The sequence below is a fragment of the Bradyrhizobium sp. CB1015 genome (genome assembly GCF_025200925.1).
In the GTDB taxonomy this organism is placed as follows: domain Bacteria; phylum Pseudomonadota; class Alphaproteobacteria; order Rhizobiales; family Xanthobacteraceae; genus Bradyrhizobium.
In genome coordinates, this window is record NZ_CP104174.1 from 2,573,550 (window position 1) to 2,591,241 (window position 17,692).

Below are 17,692 nucleotides of genomic sequence, written 5' to 3' on the forward strand. Positions count from 1 at the left end.
CGCCGCGTCGCAGGTCGCGCAAGCAAGGAAAAAGCCGCCGGGTTCTTCACCCTGACGGCTTCGCAAAGTCCGTAGCTGTTGATCGTCTCCCCAGCCTCGTGCGTACCGCCGTTACCTTGTTTGCGGCCATGCCCGATCCTTGTAGGCGATGGCGCGGGATTCCGCTGTGATCTGGGGCACACAGTGGAAGGGATTCGGTGTCACGTTCTGAAGCCCGCGCTGCGCTGCAACCATAAGCGCGCTCACGAGCCCCATCAGATCCGATACCACGCCGCCAGGTTCCACGTGATGGTGTCCCAGCCCGAAATGTCGATCATCAAATTGTTGGCGCCGGCGTTGACGATGTGGCGCGAGAGCAGCGGCAGGAACACGTTGGCCCCGCAGAAGATCTCGTCGACCTTCATCAGCAGCGCGGCGCGCTTGACCGGATCGAGCTCGTTCTGCGCGGCCTTGTAGGCCTTGTCGGCTTCGGGATCGGAATAGCGCGAATTGTTGCGGCCGAGCCATTTGTTGTCCTTGGTGGCGATTTCCCAGGACACGCACTGGTTCAGCAGGCGCTCCGGGTCGGGTTGCGGCTGCGTCGTGTTGTACATCTCCATGTCGGCGTAGAATTTCGAATAGGTGTCGGGGTTGCCGACGTCGGAGGAGAAGAACACCGAGGCGGTGACCGCCTTGATCTCGATATCGATGCCGGCCTTCTGGCACGCCTGCTTGATGATGGCCTGGGTCTTCTGGCGCGGGGCATTGGTCGAGGTCTGGAATACGTATTTGAGCTTCTTGCCGTCCTTCTCGCGGATGCCGTCCGCGCCCCTGGTCCAGCCGGCCTCGTCGAGGATCTTGTTGGCTTTGTCGATGTCGAACTCGTATTTCAGCTTCGGCGACTTGAACTGCTTGGGCGCGTTGACGAAGCTCGCGGTGGCGACGGCGCCGCGTCCGTAGATGAACTTCTGAATCGAATCGCGGTCGATCAGGAGATTGATCGCGCGGCGAACGGCGGGGTCGGACAGCGTCGGATGCTTGGTCTTGACGCTGGAGCGTTCGCCGTCGACCTCGGTCCAGGGGTCCGTCGTGTTGAGGATGATGAACTCGACATTGCCGGACGGCGTGATGTCGAACTTGCCTTTGCCGCCCGCCTCCATGCGCTTGAGAACGTCCTCCTCCACCTGCATGTTCCAGGCAAAGTCGTATTCGCCGGTCTGCAGCACCGCGCGCGCAGCAGATACGGCGTCGCCGCCGCCCTTGATCTCGAGCGTGTCGAAATGCGGCTGGTTCTTGATGTGATAGTCAGGATTGCGCTCGGCGCGGATCAGGTCGCCCGGCTTGAACTCGAGGAATTTGTACGGACCGGTGCCGACCGGCTTCAGATTGCCCGGCGCTTCGCGCGATTTGGCGCCGACATAGTCGCCGAAATGATGTTTCGGCAGGATCTGGCCGACCGAGCCGACGAACGGATCGGCCCAAAACGGCGTCGGCGCCTTGAAGATCACCTTGACGGCGTAGTCGTCGATCTTCTCGACCTTGATGTCCTTGTAGGAGCCCGTGGTGTAGGCCGCGGTGGCGAGGTCGGCGGCATACTGCCAGGTGAAGACGACGTCGTCGGCGGTGAAGGGCTTGCCGTCATGCCATGTCACGCCCCGCTTCAGCTTCCAGATCACGCTCATGCCGTCGGCCGCAAGGCCGCCATTGGCCTTGGTCGGGGCCTCCGCGGCGAGGCAGGGGATGAGATTGCCTTCCTTGTCCCAGCCGGCGAGCGGCTCGAAGAAGACGCGCGAGGCGATCTGGTCCTTGGTGCCGAGCGCGAAATGCGGATTGAGCAGGGTGGGCGCCTGCCAGAGCAGCATCTTGAGCGTGCCGCCGCCGCCGGCCTTGGCCGGCTTGTAGGGCAGCGTGGCGTCAGCCATCGCCACGTCGTGCCAGACCAGGATCTGGCTCGCGATCGGCGCCGCGATTCCGACCGCGGCCATTGTCTTGATGAACGACCGCCGCGACAGCGTGCCTTGCTTCACTTCCGCGACCAGATTGCGGATTTCGTTCTCGTTCATCGGATGATCCCCACCTCGTCGCCACCGGCTCAGTGCGCGCTAACTCAGCACGTCGGGCGTGGTGGAGTCAAAGAGAAGGGCGCAGGTCCAGGTGCGGATGGAACGAAAGTGTAATCCGGGACTCTTGCCACAAGCGGCAGCGGCCCTGCTTGCCGGCGCATCATCCGGGTTACGCGCGCGCACTTTGTCGCACTCTGTATTCGTTTTCCGTTTGCAGCCGAATGGAGAAAGGCTGGCCCTTAACCCGCGGCCAATATGGATTTCCATTTCATTGATTTCGCAGCGCAGAAAAGGGAATACGGTTCCGTTGTCGCAAGACCCATGGAGACCAAGATGTCGTTTCGCCTTCCCCTGATTCTCTCCGCCGTGCTGGCCGCATGGTCCGCCGCAGCCGCGGCCGAGACCATCAAGATCGGCGTGACGCCGGGGCCGCACGCGCAGATCCTCGAAGCCGTGAAGCCGATCGCCGCCAAGCAGGGGCTCGACATCCAATTGCTCGAGTTCTCCGACTACGTGGTGCCGAACGCCGCGCTCGATGCCGGCGAGATCCAGGCCAATTCGTTTCAGAACCAACCTTACCTGGACAATCAGAAGGCCGACCGCGGCTATAAGATCGAAGCCGTCGGCCTGACCGTGAACTTCCCGATCGGCGTCTATTCGAAGAAGCACAAGGCGTTCGCCGACATCCCCGAGGGCGGCAAGGTCTCGATCCCGAACGATCCGACCAACGGCGGCCGCGTGCTGCTGCTGCTGCGCGACAAGGGCGTGATCAAGCTGAAGGACGGCACGGGCTTCAAGCCGACGGTGCTCGACATCACCGACAACCCCAAGAAGCTGAAGTTCATCGAGGTCGATGCCGCGCAGGCGCCGCGCGCGCTCGACGACGTCGACGCCGCCGCGATCAACACCAACTATGCAACCCAGGCGGGCCTCGATCCGGTCAAGGATCCGGTCCTGCGCGAGGACCCGAAGGGGCCCTATGTCAACCTGATCGCGGTGCGCAGCGCCGACAAGGACAAGCCTTGGGTCAAGATCCTCGTGGACAGCTACCACACGCCCGAGGTCAAGGAGTTCGTCCTGACCAAGTTCAAGGGCGCGGTGCTGCCGAGCTGGTAGGCAATCTGCCCGCTCAGAGTCCACGTAAGGGCGATCCGGCGGGCAGCCTTGCGTATGAGCCTTGCGCATGAGCCTTGCGTATGTGCCCTGCGCAATGCCCGCTTGTCTGGAGCTGCGGCAACCGACATCATCGGGGCCCATCCTCGCCCGACAGGGATCGTATGAAACGCTTTGCCAACCTGAAACGCCTGGGCTTCTTCACGCGGCTGCTCGACGAGGCGCCGGCGGCGGACCGCTATCGCTTCGCCGCCGAGCAGATCGTGCGCGCCGAGAAGGCCGGGCTCGATTGCGCGTGGATCGCGCAGCATCATTTCCATGAGCGCGAGGGCGGCCTGCCGTCGCCCTTCACCTTCCTGGGTTATGTCGCAGCCCAGACCTCGCGCATCCGCCTCGGCACCGGCATCGTGACGCTGCCGCTGGAGAACGCCGTGCGGGTGGCGGAGGATGCCGCGGTGCTCGATCTCCTTTGCAACGGCCGCTTCGAGCTCGGCGTCGGCACCGGCGGCAATCCGTCGGCCTTCGCCGCCTTCGGCCTCGACAGCGCCCAGCGCAACGAGATTTTTAGCCGCAATCTGGAGATCGTCCGCAAGGCACTGACCGGCAAGCCGCTCGATGGCGGCGACACGCTCTATCCGCAGCGGCCGCAACTGGACAAGCGCATCTGGCAGGCGACATTCTCCGTCGCCGGCGGCGCCCGGGCCGGCAAGGCCGGCGACGGCCTCCTGCTTTCGCGCACCCAGCCACGGGCCAAGGACGCGCCGAACGCGACGCTTGCCGAGATCCAGAACCCGATCATCGACGCCTATCTCGCCGCGCTGCCGCCGGGCTGCGAGCCGCGCATCATGGCCTCGCGCAGCGTCTTCGTCGCCGACGACCATCGCGAGGCGCTGCGCCTCGCCGATATCGGGCTGCGCCGCGCGCTGCCCCAGTTCATGAAGGGCGGTCACCTTCCCCCGGGCGAGACGCTGGAGGAGATGATCAGCGCGTTCGACACCCATGTCGGCGATGCCGACCATGTCATCGCCTCGCTTCGCACCGACGCCACCCTGGAACGGGTGACCGATCTCGTCTTCCAGGTGCATTCGGTCGATGCGCCGCATCCTGACGTTCTGCGCTCGATCGAGCTCGTCGCCGACAAGGTCGCGCCGGCGCTGGGCTGGACCCGGACGGCCGCCAAGGACGTTGCCCTCGCAGGCTAGCCGGAATGAAGAGAATCGCGTTGCACAAGGCTGAATGATGGCACCGAAGGATATCATCGACACGCTCGCCGGCATCGAGCCCGGCTCCACCCTGGACGCCATCCGCGCGCGCCGCCTGCAGGCGCGCGAGAATGCGCAGAAGAGCTATCTCTCCCTGTTCGAGCCGATCGACGCCGGCGATTTTTCGCATGCCGAACGCGCCGCGGTCGCCGCCTTCGTGACCGGGCTCCACGGCGAGTCCCCCGTCGCTGCCTTCTATCGCGACAAGCTTGCCGCGACTGCGGATGGCGCACCGCTGCTCGATGCGATCAAGGCCGAGATCGAACGCGGCAAGACATCCGGACCGTATGGCGCCTATCCCGCCGGTCCGTTGTCGATCGAGAACAAGGCCGGCTTGATCTATCGCGTCAGCGCTGAGCGCAAGCCGGTCCTCGGTCCCCGGCTCGTTGCGGCGCTTGAGCACGCACATCTCCTCGTCTTCCACCCGCGCGATGCCGCATCCGCCGACATGAAGGCGCTGCTGGCCGCCGGCTGGTCGACCAGCGGCATCGTCACGTTGTCCCAGCTCGTTGCGTTCCTGTCGTTCCAGGTGCGCGTGGTCAGCGGCTTGCGTACGCTCGCCGCGGCAAGCGTGGTGGAGGCCCAATCATGAGCAGCACCGTCAATCCGCCCGTCGTCTTCACCCAGGACGAACTCGGCTGGGTCTCGTGGATCGACCCGCTGCCTGAGGCCGAGCTGACCGAGCGACACTACGCCGGCCTCGTCGACCGCGCCCGTGCCAAGTCGGAATATTTCCGCCTGCTGGTGCGCGACCCCGAGGTGCTGGAAGCCCGCACCAAGACCGACAAGGACATCTTCTACAACGTCGCCGATGGCCTGCCGCGCGCCGAGCGCGAGCTCGCCGCCGCCGCCACCTCGCGCTACAACGGCTGCATCTATTGCGCCTCCGTGCATGCGCGCTTCGCCAGCACCTATTCCAAGCGCCGCGACGACGTGCAACGCCTGCTCGACGAAGGCATCCACGCCGATCTCGGCGAGCGCTGGAATGCGGTGGTCAAGGCCTCGGTGGCGCTGGCGGCAACGCCGATCGCATTCGGGCCCGACAATATCGCGGAGCTGCGCCGCGCCGGTCTCGACGACGCCGAGATCGTCGACGTCATCAACGGCGCCGCGTTCTTCAACTGGGCGAACCGGCTGATGCTGTCGCTCGGCGAGCCCTCGAAATAGGCAATCTCACCGGCACGAGAATTGCTGCTTGTATCAACCGAAATGGATGGAGCCGTAAATGAGCAACATCGATCGTCGTACCCTGGTCAAAGGCTCGCTCGCCGCCATGATGGCGGGCACGGCCTTCTCGCGCGTCGCGCTGGCGCAATCCGCCGAGCCGATCCTGCTCGGCGTCAGCGGTCCTCTCACCGGACCGAACGCGCAATATGGCGCGCAGTGGAAGCAGGGCTTTGATCTCGCGCTCGACGAGATTCACGCCGCCGGCGGCATCAACGGCCGCAAGCTCGCCTACCAGTTCGAGGACAGCCAGAGCGATCCGCGCCAGTCGGTGGCGATCGCCCAGAAATTTGTCTCCGATCCCCGCATCGTCATGGAGCTCGGCGATTTCTCCAGCCCCGCCTCGATGGCGGCCTCGCCGATCTATCAGCGCGGCGGCCTCGTGCAGTTCGGCTTCACCAATTCGCATCCCGACTTCACCAAGGGCGGCGACTTCATGTGGAGCACGTCCGTGAGCCAGGCCGACGAGCAGCCGCTGCTGGCGTCCTACGCCGTCAGGCGGCTCGGCCTGAAAAAGCTTGCGGTGCTGCACCTCAACACCGATTGGGGCCGCACCAGCCGCGACCATTTCGTCAAGGCGGCCAAGGAATACGGCGCCGAGGTCGCGGTCACCGAGGGCTACATTGCGGAGGAGCGCGACTTCCGCTCCACCCTGGTGCGTGTGCGCGACGCCAGCCCGGACGGGCTGATCCTGATCTCCTATTATTCCGACGGTGCGCTGATCGCGCGCCAGGCCCGCCAGGTCGGCCTGAAGCAGACGATCTGCGCGGCAAGCTCGGTGTACTCGCCGAAATTCCTCGAGCTCGGCGGCGAGGCGGTCGAGGACGTCCATCTCGGCACGCGCTATTTCCCGCAAGATCCGCGGCCCGAAGTGCGGAAGTTCATTGAGGGCTTCAAGGCCAAGTATAACGGGCAGGAGCCCGACGCCTTCAACGCCTATTCCTATGACGCGATGAACATGGCCGCTGCCGTGGTGAAGATCGGCGGCACCGACCGCCGCGCCGTCCGCGATGCCTTCGCCAAGGTGAAGGACGTCTCCAGCGTCATCTTCGGAAAGGCGACGTTCGACATCGAGAGCCGCCGCGTCAAAGGCGCGATGAACGCCGAGCTCGTCGTGCGCAAGGGCCAGTTCACGCTGTGGGACGGCAAGCCGACCTGACCTGATGGCCGGAGCGACCGCTCCGGCCGCTTCATCCCTCATTAGGAACGCTGCGTGTCTTCCTGGCTTGACTACACGATCAACGGGCTGATCATCGGCAATGTCTACGCGCTTGTCGCGGTCGGGCTCGCGCTGATCTTCGGCGTCAGCCGGCTGATCAACTTCGCGCAAGGCTCGATCTATCTGGTCGGCGCCTATATCGGCTGGGTCGCGGTGGTGCAGCTGCACACGCCGCTGCCGCTCACCATCATCGTGGTGGCGGCGGCCGCCGCACTGGTCGGCCTGATCATCGAGCGGTTCGGCCTGCGTCCGCTGCAGAATTCGGTGCGCATCGCGCCGCTGCTCGCGACCATCGGCATCAGCTTCGTGCTCGATCAATTGGTGATGCTGACCTTCTCGCCCAATCCGCGCGCGTTGCCGAGCCAGCTGCCGGACGTGCGCTTCCAGCTCGGCGGCGGCACGATCGGGCCGCTCGATCTGCTCATCGCCGGCGTCGGCATCACCAGCGCGCTCTTGCTGTTCGTGTTCCTGCGCTACAGCAAGCTCGGCTGGGCCGTGCGCGCCGCCTCGCAGGACCGCGACGCTGCGATGCAGATGGGTGTCGACGTCAACCGCGTCAACCAGGCCGTGTTCGGCATCGCGGCGGCGCTCGGCGGCGTCTCCGGCATGCTGGTCGGCATGTACTACAACCAGATCGACACGGCGATGAGCCTGCAGGCGACGCTGAAGGGCGTCGTTGCCGAAGTGGTCGGCGGCGCCGGCAACGTGCCCGGCGCGGTGATCGGCAGCTTGCTGCTGGGCCTCGTCGAGAGCTACGGCGTCGCCGTGTTCGGCACCAGCTATCGCAACCTGTTCGCCTTCCTGCTGCTGGTCGTCGTGCTGGTGCTGCGGCCGAACGGCCTGTTCGCCAGCGCCCGGCAGGCGCCGCCGGAGCCGCTCACCGGCACCTTCATCGCGCCGAGCCGCCCGTTGCGCATTCCGCGCTCGGCGTTGGCCGTCGCAGCGGCGATCTTCGCGGTGCTGCCGCTCTTCCCGGTGTCCTTCTACGTGCTCCAGACCCTGATCAATGCCTGGCTGCTCGGCATGCTCGCGCTCAGCCTGACGCTGGTTGCGGGCACGATGGGCCAGGTCTCGCTCGGACATGCCGCGCTGCTGGCGATCGGCGCCTATACGTCGGCGTTGCTGTCGCTGACCCTCAACGTCCCGGTCGGCCTCGCCATCATCGGTGGCGGCCTGATGAGCGCTGCGCTCGGCACGCTCTTGATCTCGCCGTCCTTCCGCCTGCGCGGGCATTATGTGTCGATCGCTACCCTCGCGATCGGCGAGATCGTGTCGCTGGTGATCCTGAACTGGGAGGGCGTGACGCGCGGCCCGATCGGCATCTCCGGCATCCCGCCGCTGACGCTGTTCGGCTATGACCTGATCAGCCCGTCCTCTGTCTACTGGTTCAGCCTTGCTGTGATGGTCGTGCTGGCGCTGCTGCAGGGGCGGCTGCTCACCTCGCATCTCGGCCGCAGCTTTCGCGCCATCCGCGACGACGACATCGCCGCGCGCGCCTACGGCCTCAGCCTGAACCGCTACAAGTCGCTCGCCTTCATCTTCGGCGGCTTCGCCGCCGGCGTCAGCGGCGGCATCGCCGCGCATCTTTATTCCTACATCAACCACGAGACCTTCAACACGCAGCAATCGATCCTGGCGCTGACCGTCGTCATTCTCGGCGGCCTCGGCAATGTGGTCGGTGCCATCGTCGGGTCGGTCGCGCTGGTCGGCCTGCCAGAAGTGTTCCGGATCGCAGCGGAGTATCGCATCCTGATCTACGGCATCGTTCTCTTGCTGCTCGTGCGGTTCAGGCCGCAGGGCCTGTTGGGGACGGTTTAATGGCCGAGCAGCTTCACGCCATGCTGTCCCTGAGCGGCCTGACGCGTCGTTTCGGCGGCCTCACCGCGGTCGATACGATCGACCTCGACCTCGCCAGGGGCGAGCTGATCAGCATCATCGGCCCGAACGGCGCCGGCAAGACGACGCTGTTCAACCTCGTGACCGGGCTCGACCGCCCCGATGCCGGCACCGTCAGCTTCGAAGGCCAGGACATCACCGGCCTGTCGCCGGAGCGGCTCGCGGCCGAAGGCATCGCGCGCACTTTCCAGCTCGGCCGCGTGTTCGGCAATCTCAGCGTCATGGACAATGTCCTGATCGGCGCGCATACGCGGCTGCGCGCCGTGAAGCCGGCGGTGCCGGTGATCGGTCCGCTGCTGGAGTTAGGTCTGGCCTTGCTGCGTCCCTCGAGCGTCAAGGCCGAGGAGGAGCGGCTGCGCGAGGAGGTCAAAGCGATCCTCGCCCGCTTCGGCGAGCGGCTGCTGCCGCGCATCGACCAGCCCGCCTATAGCCTGTCCTACGCCAACCGCCGCCGCGTCGAGATCGCCCGCGCGCTCGCGCTGAAGCCGCGGCTCCTTCTGCTCGACGAGCCCACCGCCGGCATGAACCCGACCGAGACCGCGGAGATGCAGGGGCTCGTCGCCGAGTTGAAAGCCGAGGGGCTGACCATCCTCCTGATCGAGCACAAGCTGGAGATGGTGATGCGCCTGTCCGACCGCGTCATCGTCATGGACGAGGGCAAGAAGATCGCGGAAGGGCCGGGCGAGCAGGTGCGAACCGATCCCAAGGTGATCGAGGCCTATCTCGGCCACGGCCTGTCAGGGGTGACCGAGCAGGAGAGCGCGGCATGACGAGCGCACCCGAAGCACTGCTGGCCTTGTCGAACGTCAACACCTTCTACGGCCAGGCCCAGGTGCATTTCGACCTGTCGATCAATGTTGCGCGCGGCCACATCGTCTGCCTGCTCGGCGGCAACGCGAGCGGCAAGTCGACCACGATGAAGATTATCCTGGGCCTGGTGAAGCCGCGCTCGGGCGAGGTGACGTTCGACGGCGCCTCGCTGATCGGGCTCTCCACGCCGCAGATCGTCCGCCGCGGTATCGCCTCGGTGCCGGAGGCGCGGCGGCTGTTCGCCGACATGAGCGTGCGCGAGAACATCCTGATGGGCGCCTTCGTGCGCAACGACCGCGAGACGATCGCGCAGGATCTCGACCGGATGCTGACGCTGTTCCCGAAGCTCGGCCAGCGGCTGGCGCAGCGCGCCGGCTCGCTCTCCGGCGGCGAGCAGCAGATGGTGGCGATGGCGCGCGCGCTGATGAGCCGCCCCCGCATGATCGTGATGGACGAGCCGACCATGGGCCTGTCGCCGCTTTACGTAGACCGCGTGCTGGAGCTGATCCGCACCATCAACCAGGACGGCGTCTCGGTCTTCATGGTCGAGCAGAACGCCAGCCTCGCGCTCGAGATCGCGCACGAGGCCTATGTGCTGCAGACCGGCAAGATCGTGCTGTCAGGCCCGGCGCGCGCGTTGAAGGACGACCCCCGCATCCGCGACGCCTATCTCGGCGGCTCCGAGGCGGCGTAGGCGTCTCAACCTCTCCCGCTTGCGGGGCTATCGCATATGACTTGTGGCGGCGGCCTGCGCACACGCCTCGTCCTTCGAGACGGCGCTTACGCGCCTCCTCAGGATGAGGCTCATCAACGTCAGTGCCCGTTGAAACTGCTGCCGCGCACTCCGCCCTCATCCTGAGGAGCCCGCCTCAAGCGGGCGTCTCGAAGGATGGCCGCAGGAAAGAATTCTCAAATGCGATAGCCTGCGCAAGCAAGAGACGCATCCCATTCGTGTAACAATCAAGCCGACGCCGCGGTCGCGACCTGCTCCACCGGCTGATCATCCCCGTTGGGATCGCCCGGCGCGGTCGCCCAGGCGAGCTCCACCAGCGTCACGATCCGGCGGCCGCCGCCGTCGAGCTGGACGACGATCAGGCCCTGCTCCTCCATGTAACCGAGCAGGCGCTGCGCGCGGCGCAGCGAGTGCGAGCCGTAGGCGCGGGCGATCGCGGGATCGCCGGGGCAGGGCCAGCCTTCCTTCGCCGCGCGCGCGATCATCATGAACACGCCCTGCATGTCGTCGGGCAGGATCGAGGCGCGCAGCGCCACGTCCTGCCAGGCGTCGTCTTCGGTGAGATCCGTCCCGAGCCCGGCGCGTGCATGCGTCAGCATGCGCCGGAATTCGTTGAGATCAGGGACTGCCGCCCCGAGGCCCTCGATGCGGCAGCGGACCACGAACTCCTGATAGAGCACGCCGATGGCGCGGAAGCCGGCGTCGGGCTCGGCCAGCACGGCACGCAGCGTACGATCCACGCGCTCGCGCCGTTCGGCGAGCTCTTCGGCGCTGACGGGAGCCTCGACCGCCTCTAGCCGAATCTCCGGCACGGCGGCGGCCTTCGCCGCGCGAAGCTGTTCGAGCAGATCCGGCGCCGGCCGTCGCTGCGGCCGGCTGGCATCGGGTGGTGGTGCGGCGAGGATGACCGCTCGGGCATCTTCAAGCGTGGCCTCCGGCAGCGGCATCAGCCGCGGGGTCGAATTGCGCGGGCTCGTCTCTGTCGGGCCGATGTTGAGGCGCAGCGGCCGGCGCGACAGCGCAGGTCCCAGTGCCATGAACTGGCCGCGCTCGAGATCGCGGAAGGCTTCCGCCTGCCGCCGCTCCATGCCGAGCAGGTCGGCGGCGCGCGCCATGTCGATGTCGAGGAAGGTCCGCCCCATCAGGAAGTTCGAGGCTTCCGCGGCGACGTTCTTGGCGAGCTTGGCGAGGCGCTGGGTCGCGATGATGCCGGCAAGCCCGCGCTTGCGGCCGCGGCACATCAGATTGGTCATGGCGCCGAGCGAGAGTTTTCGTGCTTCGTCCGAGACTTCGCCCGCCACCGCCGGCGCAAACAACTGGGCCTCGTCGACGACGACGAGCATCGGGTACCAGTGATCGCGGTCGACGTCGAACATCCCGCCGAGGAACGCAGCGGCGCGCCGCATTTGGTTCTCGGCATCGAGGCCTTCGAGATTGAGCACGGTGGAGACGCGATGCAGCCGCGCGCGCTCGCCCGCGACCTGGAGGCCGCGCTCGGTGTGATCCTCGGCTTCGATCACCAGATGGCCGAAGCGCTCGGCCAGCGTGACGAAGTCGCCCTCGGGATCGATGATGGCCTGCTGCACCCAGGGCGCGCTCTGTTCCAGCAGCCGCCGCAAGAGATGCGACTTGCCGGAGCCCGAATTGCCCTGCACCAGGAGACGGGTCGCCAGCAGTTCCTCGAGGTCCATGGCGGCCGCGGCGCCTGCCGTGGTCTGCCCCATCTCGATCGCAACCGTCATGTCCCCGACTCAAGTCCCCGTCATTCGCGGACAGCGGCTTATCAATCCAGCCGGGGCGCGTCGAGCGCTCCAGCGCGAATCAGGCGGGGTTGCCCACGCCAAAACCGGAAAGCATCCGCCGTGAGCGGCAGGAACCCGGTGCTGAACGGCCTCGGCTCGCCGATGATAGGGCCGCATCGCGATCGCTGAGCCTGAAATGACGCAGATCAAGATCGGTGAGCCCGAGACCTGCTATCTGGCCGTATGACTTTTCTGACCTTCTTCACCGCGACCTATTTCCTGCTGGCGGTGCCGGGGCCGACCAACACCCTGCTCGCGACATCGGGGGCCGGAGCCGGCATCCCGCGCTCCCTCCATCTGCTCGCAGCGGAGCTGTGCGGCTATCTGCTGGCGATTGCGGTGCTGCGGCTGGCGCTCGGCCCCGTTATCAGCGACATCCCGATTGCGGCGCTGGTGCTCCGCGTCGCCGTGACGATCTACATCCTGTGCCTCGCGGTCATGCTCTGGCGCGTCAACACGCGTGAGCTGCGCGGCGGCGCTGCGGTGACGTTCGGTCAGGTGCTGCTGACGACCCTGCTGAACCCGAAAGCACTGGTCTTCGCGTTCCTGCTGCTGCCGCTTGGAGCCGGGCCGCTCGAACTGCTGCCGTGGCTCGGCGTGATCGCGCTTCAGATTCTCACCGCCGGCGCCGCGTGGATCATTCTGGGCGCAACGCTCGGACGCGGCGCCCGTCGCCTCGGGCGCCCTGACCTCGTCACGCGCACCGGCGCGGTCACGCTGGTCGCCGTGACCGGCCTGATCTGGCTGCAATCCTTCCTGGTTGCCTGAGCCGACGTCGCTGGAAGCGGCGCGCTACTGCGCGCCGGAGCCGCCCTGCACGATCTTCTCGTTCAGCTTCTGGTCCACGGTGTCGACGGTGCGGTCGATCTCGGCGTTGGGCACGCCGAGCTGGTGCGAGATCAGCTTCACCAGGAGGTCGACGCGCTCGATGAAGGGCGCGCCGCTCGCGACCGCGCGCGCGGCCGATGACGGCTTGAGCAGGCTCTCCGCGGCCTTGGCGTATTTCGCGAACGGCACCTGGTCCTGCGGATCGGCGCCGAGGCGGCGGGCGATCGCATCGACATGGTCGTAGATCGTCTGCGAGCGCTTGAGATCGCCGTGCACGGCGTCGCGGATGGACTGCGGCTCGTTCGGCGTGATGCAGCGGTAATTGCCGGTGAGCAGCATCGACCATTTCGCCAGCGGCACGAACAGGGAATCGAACACTTTCAGCTTCACCGGCACGTCGTGGCCGTCGAGCGTCACCGCGTCGATGTCGGCCTCCAGCTCGCGCAGCAGCTTGTTGTGCTTCTCGTCGGCGAAGACCGATGCCTTGAAATTGGTGGGCAGGCCGACATGCAGCACGTTGGCGGCCTCTTCCGGCGGACGGAAGGCCTGCGGGTCGGGCGAGCACAGCGTCACCAGCCCGGGCTCGAACCGCTCCCACACCTGCGCATTGGTGTAGGCCTCCTCGAGGTCCATGTCGGCGAGTGCCGGAATCCGCTTCAGATAGGGCAGGGGCGGCATGTTCATGATCGACAGGCACGGCAGCTTCGCGGCGGCGATCTTGACCATGAGGACGCGCACCGTGTGGTTTGTGTATTGCGGCTCCTGCATCGCGAGGCCGACCAGATCGTAGCGGGAGAGGTCGACATTGGCCGGCGTCACCGCATCGAGCTTGCCGGGGAGGTTGCGGGAGAAGATCGCCCGGTGCACCGCCTCGTCGCGCAACTTGATCCGTACCTCGGTACCATCGTGGTTGATCAGCTCCGCGGTCTTGGCGCGGCAGACCAGGGTCACGTTGTGCCCGGCCATCAGCAGCTTCGTGCCCAGCAGGGAGCCGTAAGAAGCCCCGAGAATCAATATGTTGCGCGCCATGCTCCGTCCCTTTGGCAATTTGTGTGATTTTTTCGGCCCCGGCCGTCATCCGCGGGGCGAGTTGGGGGCATGTAAAGCGAACGGCGGAAGGATGGCAACTGGGATAATGCATACAAGGCTACGCCGGGCCAGAGCGGCGGCCCACCCGGACTGCGCTCCATCCCGGCTGCGCCATCGTGCCTGTTCGCCTGCCGTCAACCCCCTCAGGCAAAAATATTCCGCTTTACCGAAATTCGGATTTATCGTATGTGTCGCCCATCCCGGCTCGATCTTGAGGGGCGATCCTGTGTCGTCACGTGTCGCGAGCCGGGTTGCGGTGGACGCGGCAGCGTCGGCATGAAAGGTGCGGGCAGGGCGGGTAGTCCCTGTGAGCTCGTAACCGCGTGCGGATGAGCGGCGCTGTAAGGCTCGTCTCGCCAGCACTTCTCCCGTGACGTCGACAGCGCGGGAGAACCCTGCGGCGAACATGCGAGCCGCGCGTACGGCAAAACCGTGTGGTCCTGGCCGTCGTTGCTACGGCCAAGCCCTTCGAAGATGCGCGCGAGCCCAACCGGGCGGACGGCATCGTCAATTCGCAGGGGTGAGGGAGGCCAGAAGGAACTCGGCTCCCGGGAGAGCGCGGCATAAGCCGTCCGACCACTGCGCAGGGAAGGCCGTGTGTACGGCTTCACCTGTATGCCGCTGTGCAATTCCTTTTGCGCTACACGCGCACAGCGGACCGTGGGTGCCAGCCGGCACCCGGCCTTCCCTGTGCCCTCTTGCCTCAAGAGGGTGGAGCGACGAAGCAAAGCTCGGGCGAAATCAGTCGCGAGGATGAATATGCTCGTCTGCGACCACACACTCGCTGTCATCGCCCGGCTTGACCGGGCGATCCAGTACTCCGAGACGGCAGTTGTTCAATCGAGAGGCCGCGGCGTGGCCCGCAATGACGATATTGATGGAGCGCGCTTCTTGGCGGCCTCAGCCCTGGCTCACCATGCGCTCGCGGCCGAGATTCTGCTCGATCTTGGGGCGGTCGCGCGTGCGCTCGAAGCTGGTGCAGAGCAGCTCGGTCTCCTCGAGCGAGATCGGAGCACGATAGAGCCGGCACATGAATTCGGCGTTTCCACGTCCCTTGCCGGTCCCCGGGCCGCGCTCCGCAAGAAACATGCAGTCCCGGCAGATGCTCGCTTCGAGCCGCTGATGGGCCGCATCGAGGTGATTGAGAATCTCGCGGAGAGAGTCGCGCAGCCTGATGCACTCGTCGGTCCCGAGCGCCGTCACCGCGTTCACCACGTGATTGATCGGGTCGTGCTGGCTCAGGCATTTCTCGCCCTGGGGCGTGACGTGCAGGACGACGGAACGCTTGTCCTCGTGCGACGGCTTGCGCACCAGGAACGACTTGCTCTCCAGAGTCTTCACGATCTGCGAGGCAGTCGCTCGTGTCGCGCCGATAAAGCCGGCCAGTGCCGACGGCGTGCGCGAAAACCTGTTGGCGCGCCCGAGAAAGCGCAGCGCCATCCATTCCCGATCGCGCAATCCATGCTGATTGCCCTCGAAATACCAAGCCCGCGCCGCCTGAACCAGCAGCTCGACGGCTTCCCGCGCCAATGGCATGAATCTACCTCGTCCCCGGAACTTCGTCTGCAGCGTCCCGAAGCCGCTTTGCGCCCTGAGTGTCAGACGACCAAGTCGGGCCGAACTCTCGCACAAAGGCAGGGATCGCAACGCGCTCGACCTGACCCGATGAGCGCCGCATCGTCCGGAGCGAGATGCCGTAGCGCTGATGGCATGCCAACAGCGTCGTCGTCGCGCGGGAGCTCGGGTTGCCGTCGCCGGCAAACGGTGGACCGGAGTAGCTCAACCGAAGCCCCCAAAAGTTCAAGTCACAAGCAGACGTTTCTTTTACTCAACCAAAACGATGGATGAGCTTCTCAACAAAATCAAGTACAGACCCTCTCGCAGACTGGATGTCGTTGCAGGCGAATGTAACGTTCAAGACTTTCTCGCTGTTCGGGACACATGATAGTGAACGCAATACACTGCGCGGCGAGCAATATGCACTCGGCATTGTGAGAGTTTGATTGCACGGCACGTTATTGTCTGGCGTTGATGCAAATTGATCGAAGCTTGTGCATCACGACGGCGTTTGGCGGCATGTCATCCACAACTTGCGCGTTCTGCCGAGGAATCGTCGAGGGAACTCATTGGAATTACACGTGGCGGTTGTTCCCGCCGTGCTTGCAGAATCGACCCTTCGATCGCTTGCGCCGCGCTCGAGCGTTTGTGCTCACCCGAACGGGTGAATTCGCTCACGTGGAAAATCGGTGACCGGTGTGCACGCGCATGCGCTGGAAGCGTAGCGACATGCGCAATCTCTTGTCGAAAACCACGGGCACGGCAGGCGCCTCGCCCTCTCAATCCGTCAGTCGCCCTTGAGCATGTCCCGAAGCTCGCGGAACGGATCGGCGCTCGGCGGGGCCGAAGCGCCCTGCCGCATCGCGCTGTAGATTCGCGGAACCATCTCGACCGCCTGATCGAGGCTCGAATCACGCCCCGGCTGATAGCCGCCCATCAGGCGAAGGTCGCGCGTGTCCTCGTATTTCGCGATCATTGCGCGCAGCTTGCTCACCAATTCGCGCTCCTCCGGGTCCCAGACGTTGTGGGCAAGGCGGGAGACCGAGGCCAGAACGTCGACCGCCGGATAGCGCGCCTGGTCGGCGATGTGCCTGGAGAGCACGATGTGTCCATCGAGCGTGCTGCGGATGGTGTCGGCGATCGGTTCGTTGTGATCGTCGCCGTCGACCAGCACGGAGAAGATCCCGGTGATGGTGCCGGATCCCTCCTCGCCCGGGCCGGCGCGCTCGAGCAGGCGCGGCAGATCGGTGAACACCGTCGGCGCGTAGCCGCGCGCCACGGCCGGCTCGCCTGCTGCGAGCGCGACCTCGCGGGCGGCGTGGGCAAAACGGGTGATCGAATCGACCATCAGCAGGACCGATTCGCCGCGGTCGCGGAAATATTCGGCGACCGCCATCGCCGTCTTCGGCGCCAGCCGCCGCATCATCGGGCTTTCGTCGCCCGTCGACACGATTGTGACAGCGCGATGACGGTCGTTGCCCAGCACGTCCTCGATGAACTCGCGCACCTCGCGGCCGCGCTCGCCGACCAGGGCCAGCACGACGGTGTCGAAGCCCTGGCTGCGGGCGAGCATCGCAAGCAGCGTCGATTTGCCGACGCCCGATCCGGCAAAGATGCCGACGCGCTGGCCGGCGCAGATCGGCGCGAACAGATCGATGACGCGCACGCCGGTGCGCAGCGGCTTGTGCACGCGTCCGCGCTTCATGGCCGACGGCGCCTCCGCCTCCGCCGAGACCGCCTGGGATCCCTGGGTGAGCGGCCCCAGTCCGTCGAGCGGCGCGCCGAGGGCGTTGATGACGCGGCCCTTCCAGCTCGGATCGGGCGCAAAGGACAGCGGCGGCATGCGGTAGGCCGCCGAGCCGAGCCCGCCGCCAAATTGCCGGTCGAACGGCTTGGCAATGATGCCGTCGCTATCGATCCGCACCACCTCGCCGATCTGGCGCTTGCCGGCCGAATTGACGCCGATGAGCTCGCCGAGCCTGACGAAGCGCGACAGGCCCGAGACGCGGAAATGCGTCGGCGCGACCTCGGAGATCGCGCCGCTGACGCTTGCCAGGGGAGTGCTCTGCTGAAGCTCCAGCAGCGCCCACTCGAGTTGCCGAAGAGCGTTCAAGGAA

The 17,692-nt window shown here is 65.9% G+C and carries 14 protein-coding genes; 9 read left to right on the plus strand and 5 right to left on the minus strand.

Annotation, left to right across the window (positions count from 1 at the left end; genetic code table 11):
• Positions 1 to 254: 254 nt before the first annotated feature.
• Positions 255 to 2,042, minus strand: coding sequence for a peptide ABC transporter substrate-binding protein (locus tag N2604_RS11655; RefSeq protein ID WP_260374791.1), 1,788 nt, complete (start codon positions 2,040 to 2,042; stop codon positions 255 to 257).
• Positions 2,043 to 2,363: 321 nt separating this feature from the next.
• Here N2604_RS11655 and N2604_RS11660 point away from each other — a divergent pair, with 321 nt between their 5' ends.
• The 8 genes from N2604_RS11660 (at position 2,364) to N2604_RS11695 (ending at position 10,260) form a co-directional block, all read left to right on the plus strand.
• Positions 2,364 to 3,158, plus strand: a complete 795-nt coding sequence (locus tag N2604_RS11660) for a MetQ/NlpA family ABC transporter substrate-binding protein (protein WP_260374792.1) — start codon at positions 2,364 to 2,366, stop codon at positions 3,156 to 3,158.
• A 161-nt stretch (positions 3,159 to 3,319) separates the two neighbouring features.
• The gene (locus N2604_RS11665; protein WP_260374793.1) at positions 3,320 to 4,357 is read left to right on the plus strand and encodes a putative FMN-dependent luciferase-like monooxygenase; all 1,038 of its coding nucleotides are present in this window, start codon (positions 3,320 to 3,322) and stop codon (positions 4,355 to 4,357) included.
• A 37-nt stretch (positions 4,358 to 4,394) separates the two neighbouring features.
• Entirely contained in the window at positions 4,395 to 5,009 is a 615-nt protein-coding gene (locus N2604_RS11670) for a CMD domain protein (RefSeq protein ID WP_260376210.1), read from the plus strand.
• Positions 5,006 to 5,584, plus strand: coding sequence for an alkylhydroperoxidase domain protein (locus N2604_RS11675; protein ID WP_260374794.1), 579 nt, complete (start codon positions 5,006 to 5,008; stop codon positions 5,582 to 5,584). Before N2604_RS11670 ends, N2604_RS11675 begins: the two co-directional genes overlap by 4 nt.
• Positions 5,585 to 5,642: 58 nt before the next feature.
• Positions 5,643 to 6,800, plus strand: coding sequence for an ABC transporter substrate-binding protein (locus N2604_RS11680; RefSeq protein ID WP_260374795.1), 1,158 nt, complete (start codon positions 5,643 to 5,645; stop codon positions 6,798 to 6,800).
• A 54-nt stretch (positions 6,801 to 6,854) separates the two neighbouring features.
• Positions 6,855 to 8,678 (plus strand): ABC transporter permease, encoded by a 1,824-nt coding sequence (locus tag N2604_RS11685; protein ID WP_260374796.1) that lies wholly within the window; start codon positions 6,855 to 6,857, stop codon positions 8,676 to 8,678.
• On the plus strand, positions 8,678 to 9,526 hold the full coding sequence (locus N2604_RS11690) for an ABC transporter ATP-binding protein (RefSeq protein ID WP_260374797.1): 849 nt from the start codon (positions 8,678 to 8,680) through the stop codon (positions 9,524 to 9,526). The genes N2604_RS11685 and N2604_RS11690 overlap by 1 nt, the downstream gene beginning before the upstream one ends.
• Positions 9,523 to 10,260, plus strand: coding sequence for an ABC transporter ATP-binding protein (locus tag N2604_RS11695; protein WP_260374798.1), 738 nt, complete (start codon positions 9,523 to 9,525; stop codon positions 10,258 to 10,260). The genes N2604_RS11690 and N2604_RS11695 overlap by 4 nt, the downstream gene beginning before the upstream one ends.
• Before the next feature lie 266 nt (positions 10,261 to 10,526).
• Here the strand turns inward: N2604_RS11695 and N2604_RS11700 are convergent, their stop codons facing one another.
• Positions 10,527 to 12,041 (minus strand): ATP-binding protein, encoded by a 1,515-nt coding sequence (locus N2604_RS11700; protein WP_260374799.1) that lies wholly within the window; start codon positions 12,039 to 12,041, stop codon positions 10,527 to 10,529.
• 243 nt (positions 12,042 to 12,284) lie between these two features.
• Here N2604_RS11700 and N2604_RS11705 point away from each other — a divergent pair, with 243 nt between their 5' ends.
• The gene (locus tag N2604_RS11705; protein ID WP_260374800.1) at positions 12,285 to 12,869 is read left to right on the plus strand and encodes a LysE family translocator; all 585 of its coding nucleotides are present in this window, start codon (positions 12,285 to 12,287) and stop codon (positions 12,867 to 12,869) included.
• Positions 12,870 to 12,893: 24 nt separating this feature from the next.
• On the opposite strand, the gene N2604_RS11710 is transcribed toward N2604_RS11705, so the two are convergent.
• The 3 genes from N2604_RS11710 to fliI form a co-directional block, all read right to left on the minus strand.
• Positions 12,894 to 13,958: a ketopantoate reductase family protein gene (locus N2604_RS11710; protein ID WP_260374801.1), complete on the minus strand. Its 1,065-nt coding sequence runs from the start codon at positions 13,956 to 13,958 to the stop codon at positions 12,894 to 12,896.
• Positions 13,959 to 14,918: 960 nt separating this feature from the next.
• Complete coding sequence (locus N2604_RS11715; RefSeq protein WP_260374802.1) at positions 14,919 to 15,554, minus strand: MarR family winged helix-turn-helix transcriptional regulator; 636 nt, start codon at positions 15,552 to 15,554, stop codon at positions 14,919 to 14,921.
• A gap of 808 nt (positions 15,555 to 16,362) precedes the next feature.
• Positions 16,363 to 17,688, minus strand: a complete 1,326-nt coding sequence (gene fliI, locus N2604_RS11720) for a flagellar protein export ATPase FliI (protein WP_260374803.1) — start codon at positions 17,686 to 17,688, stop codon at positions 16,363 to 16,365.
• Positions 17,689 to 17,692 lie beyond the last annotated feature (4 nt).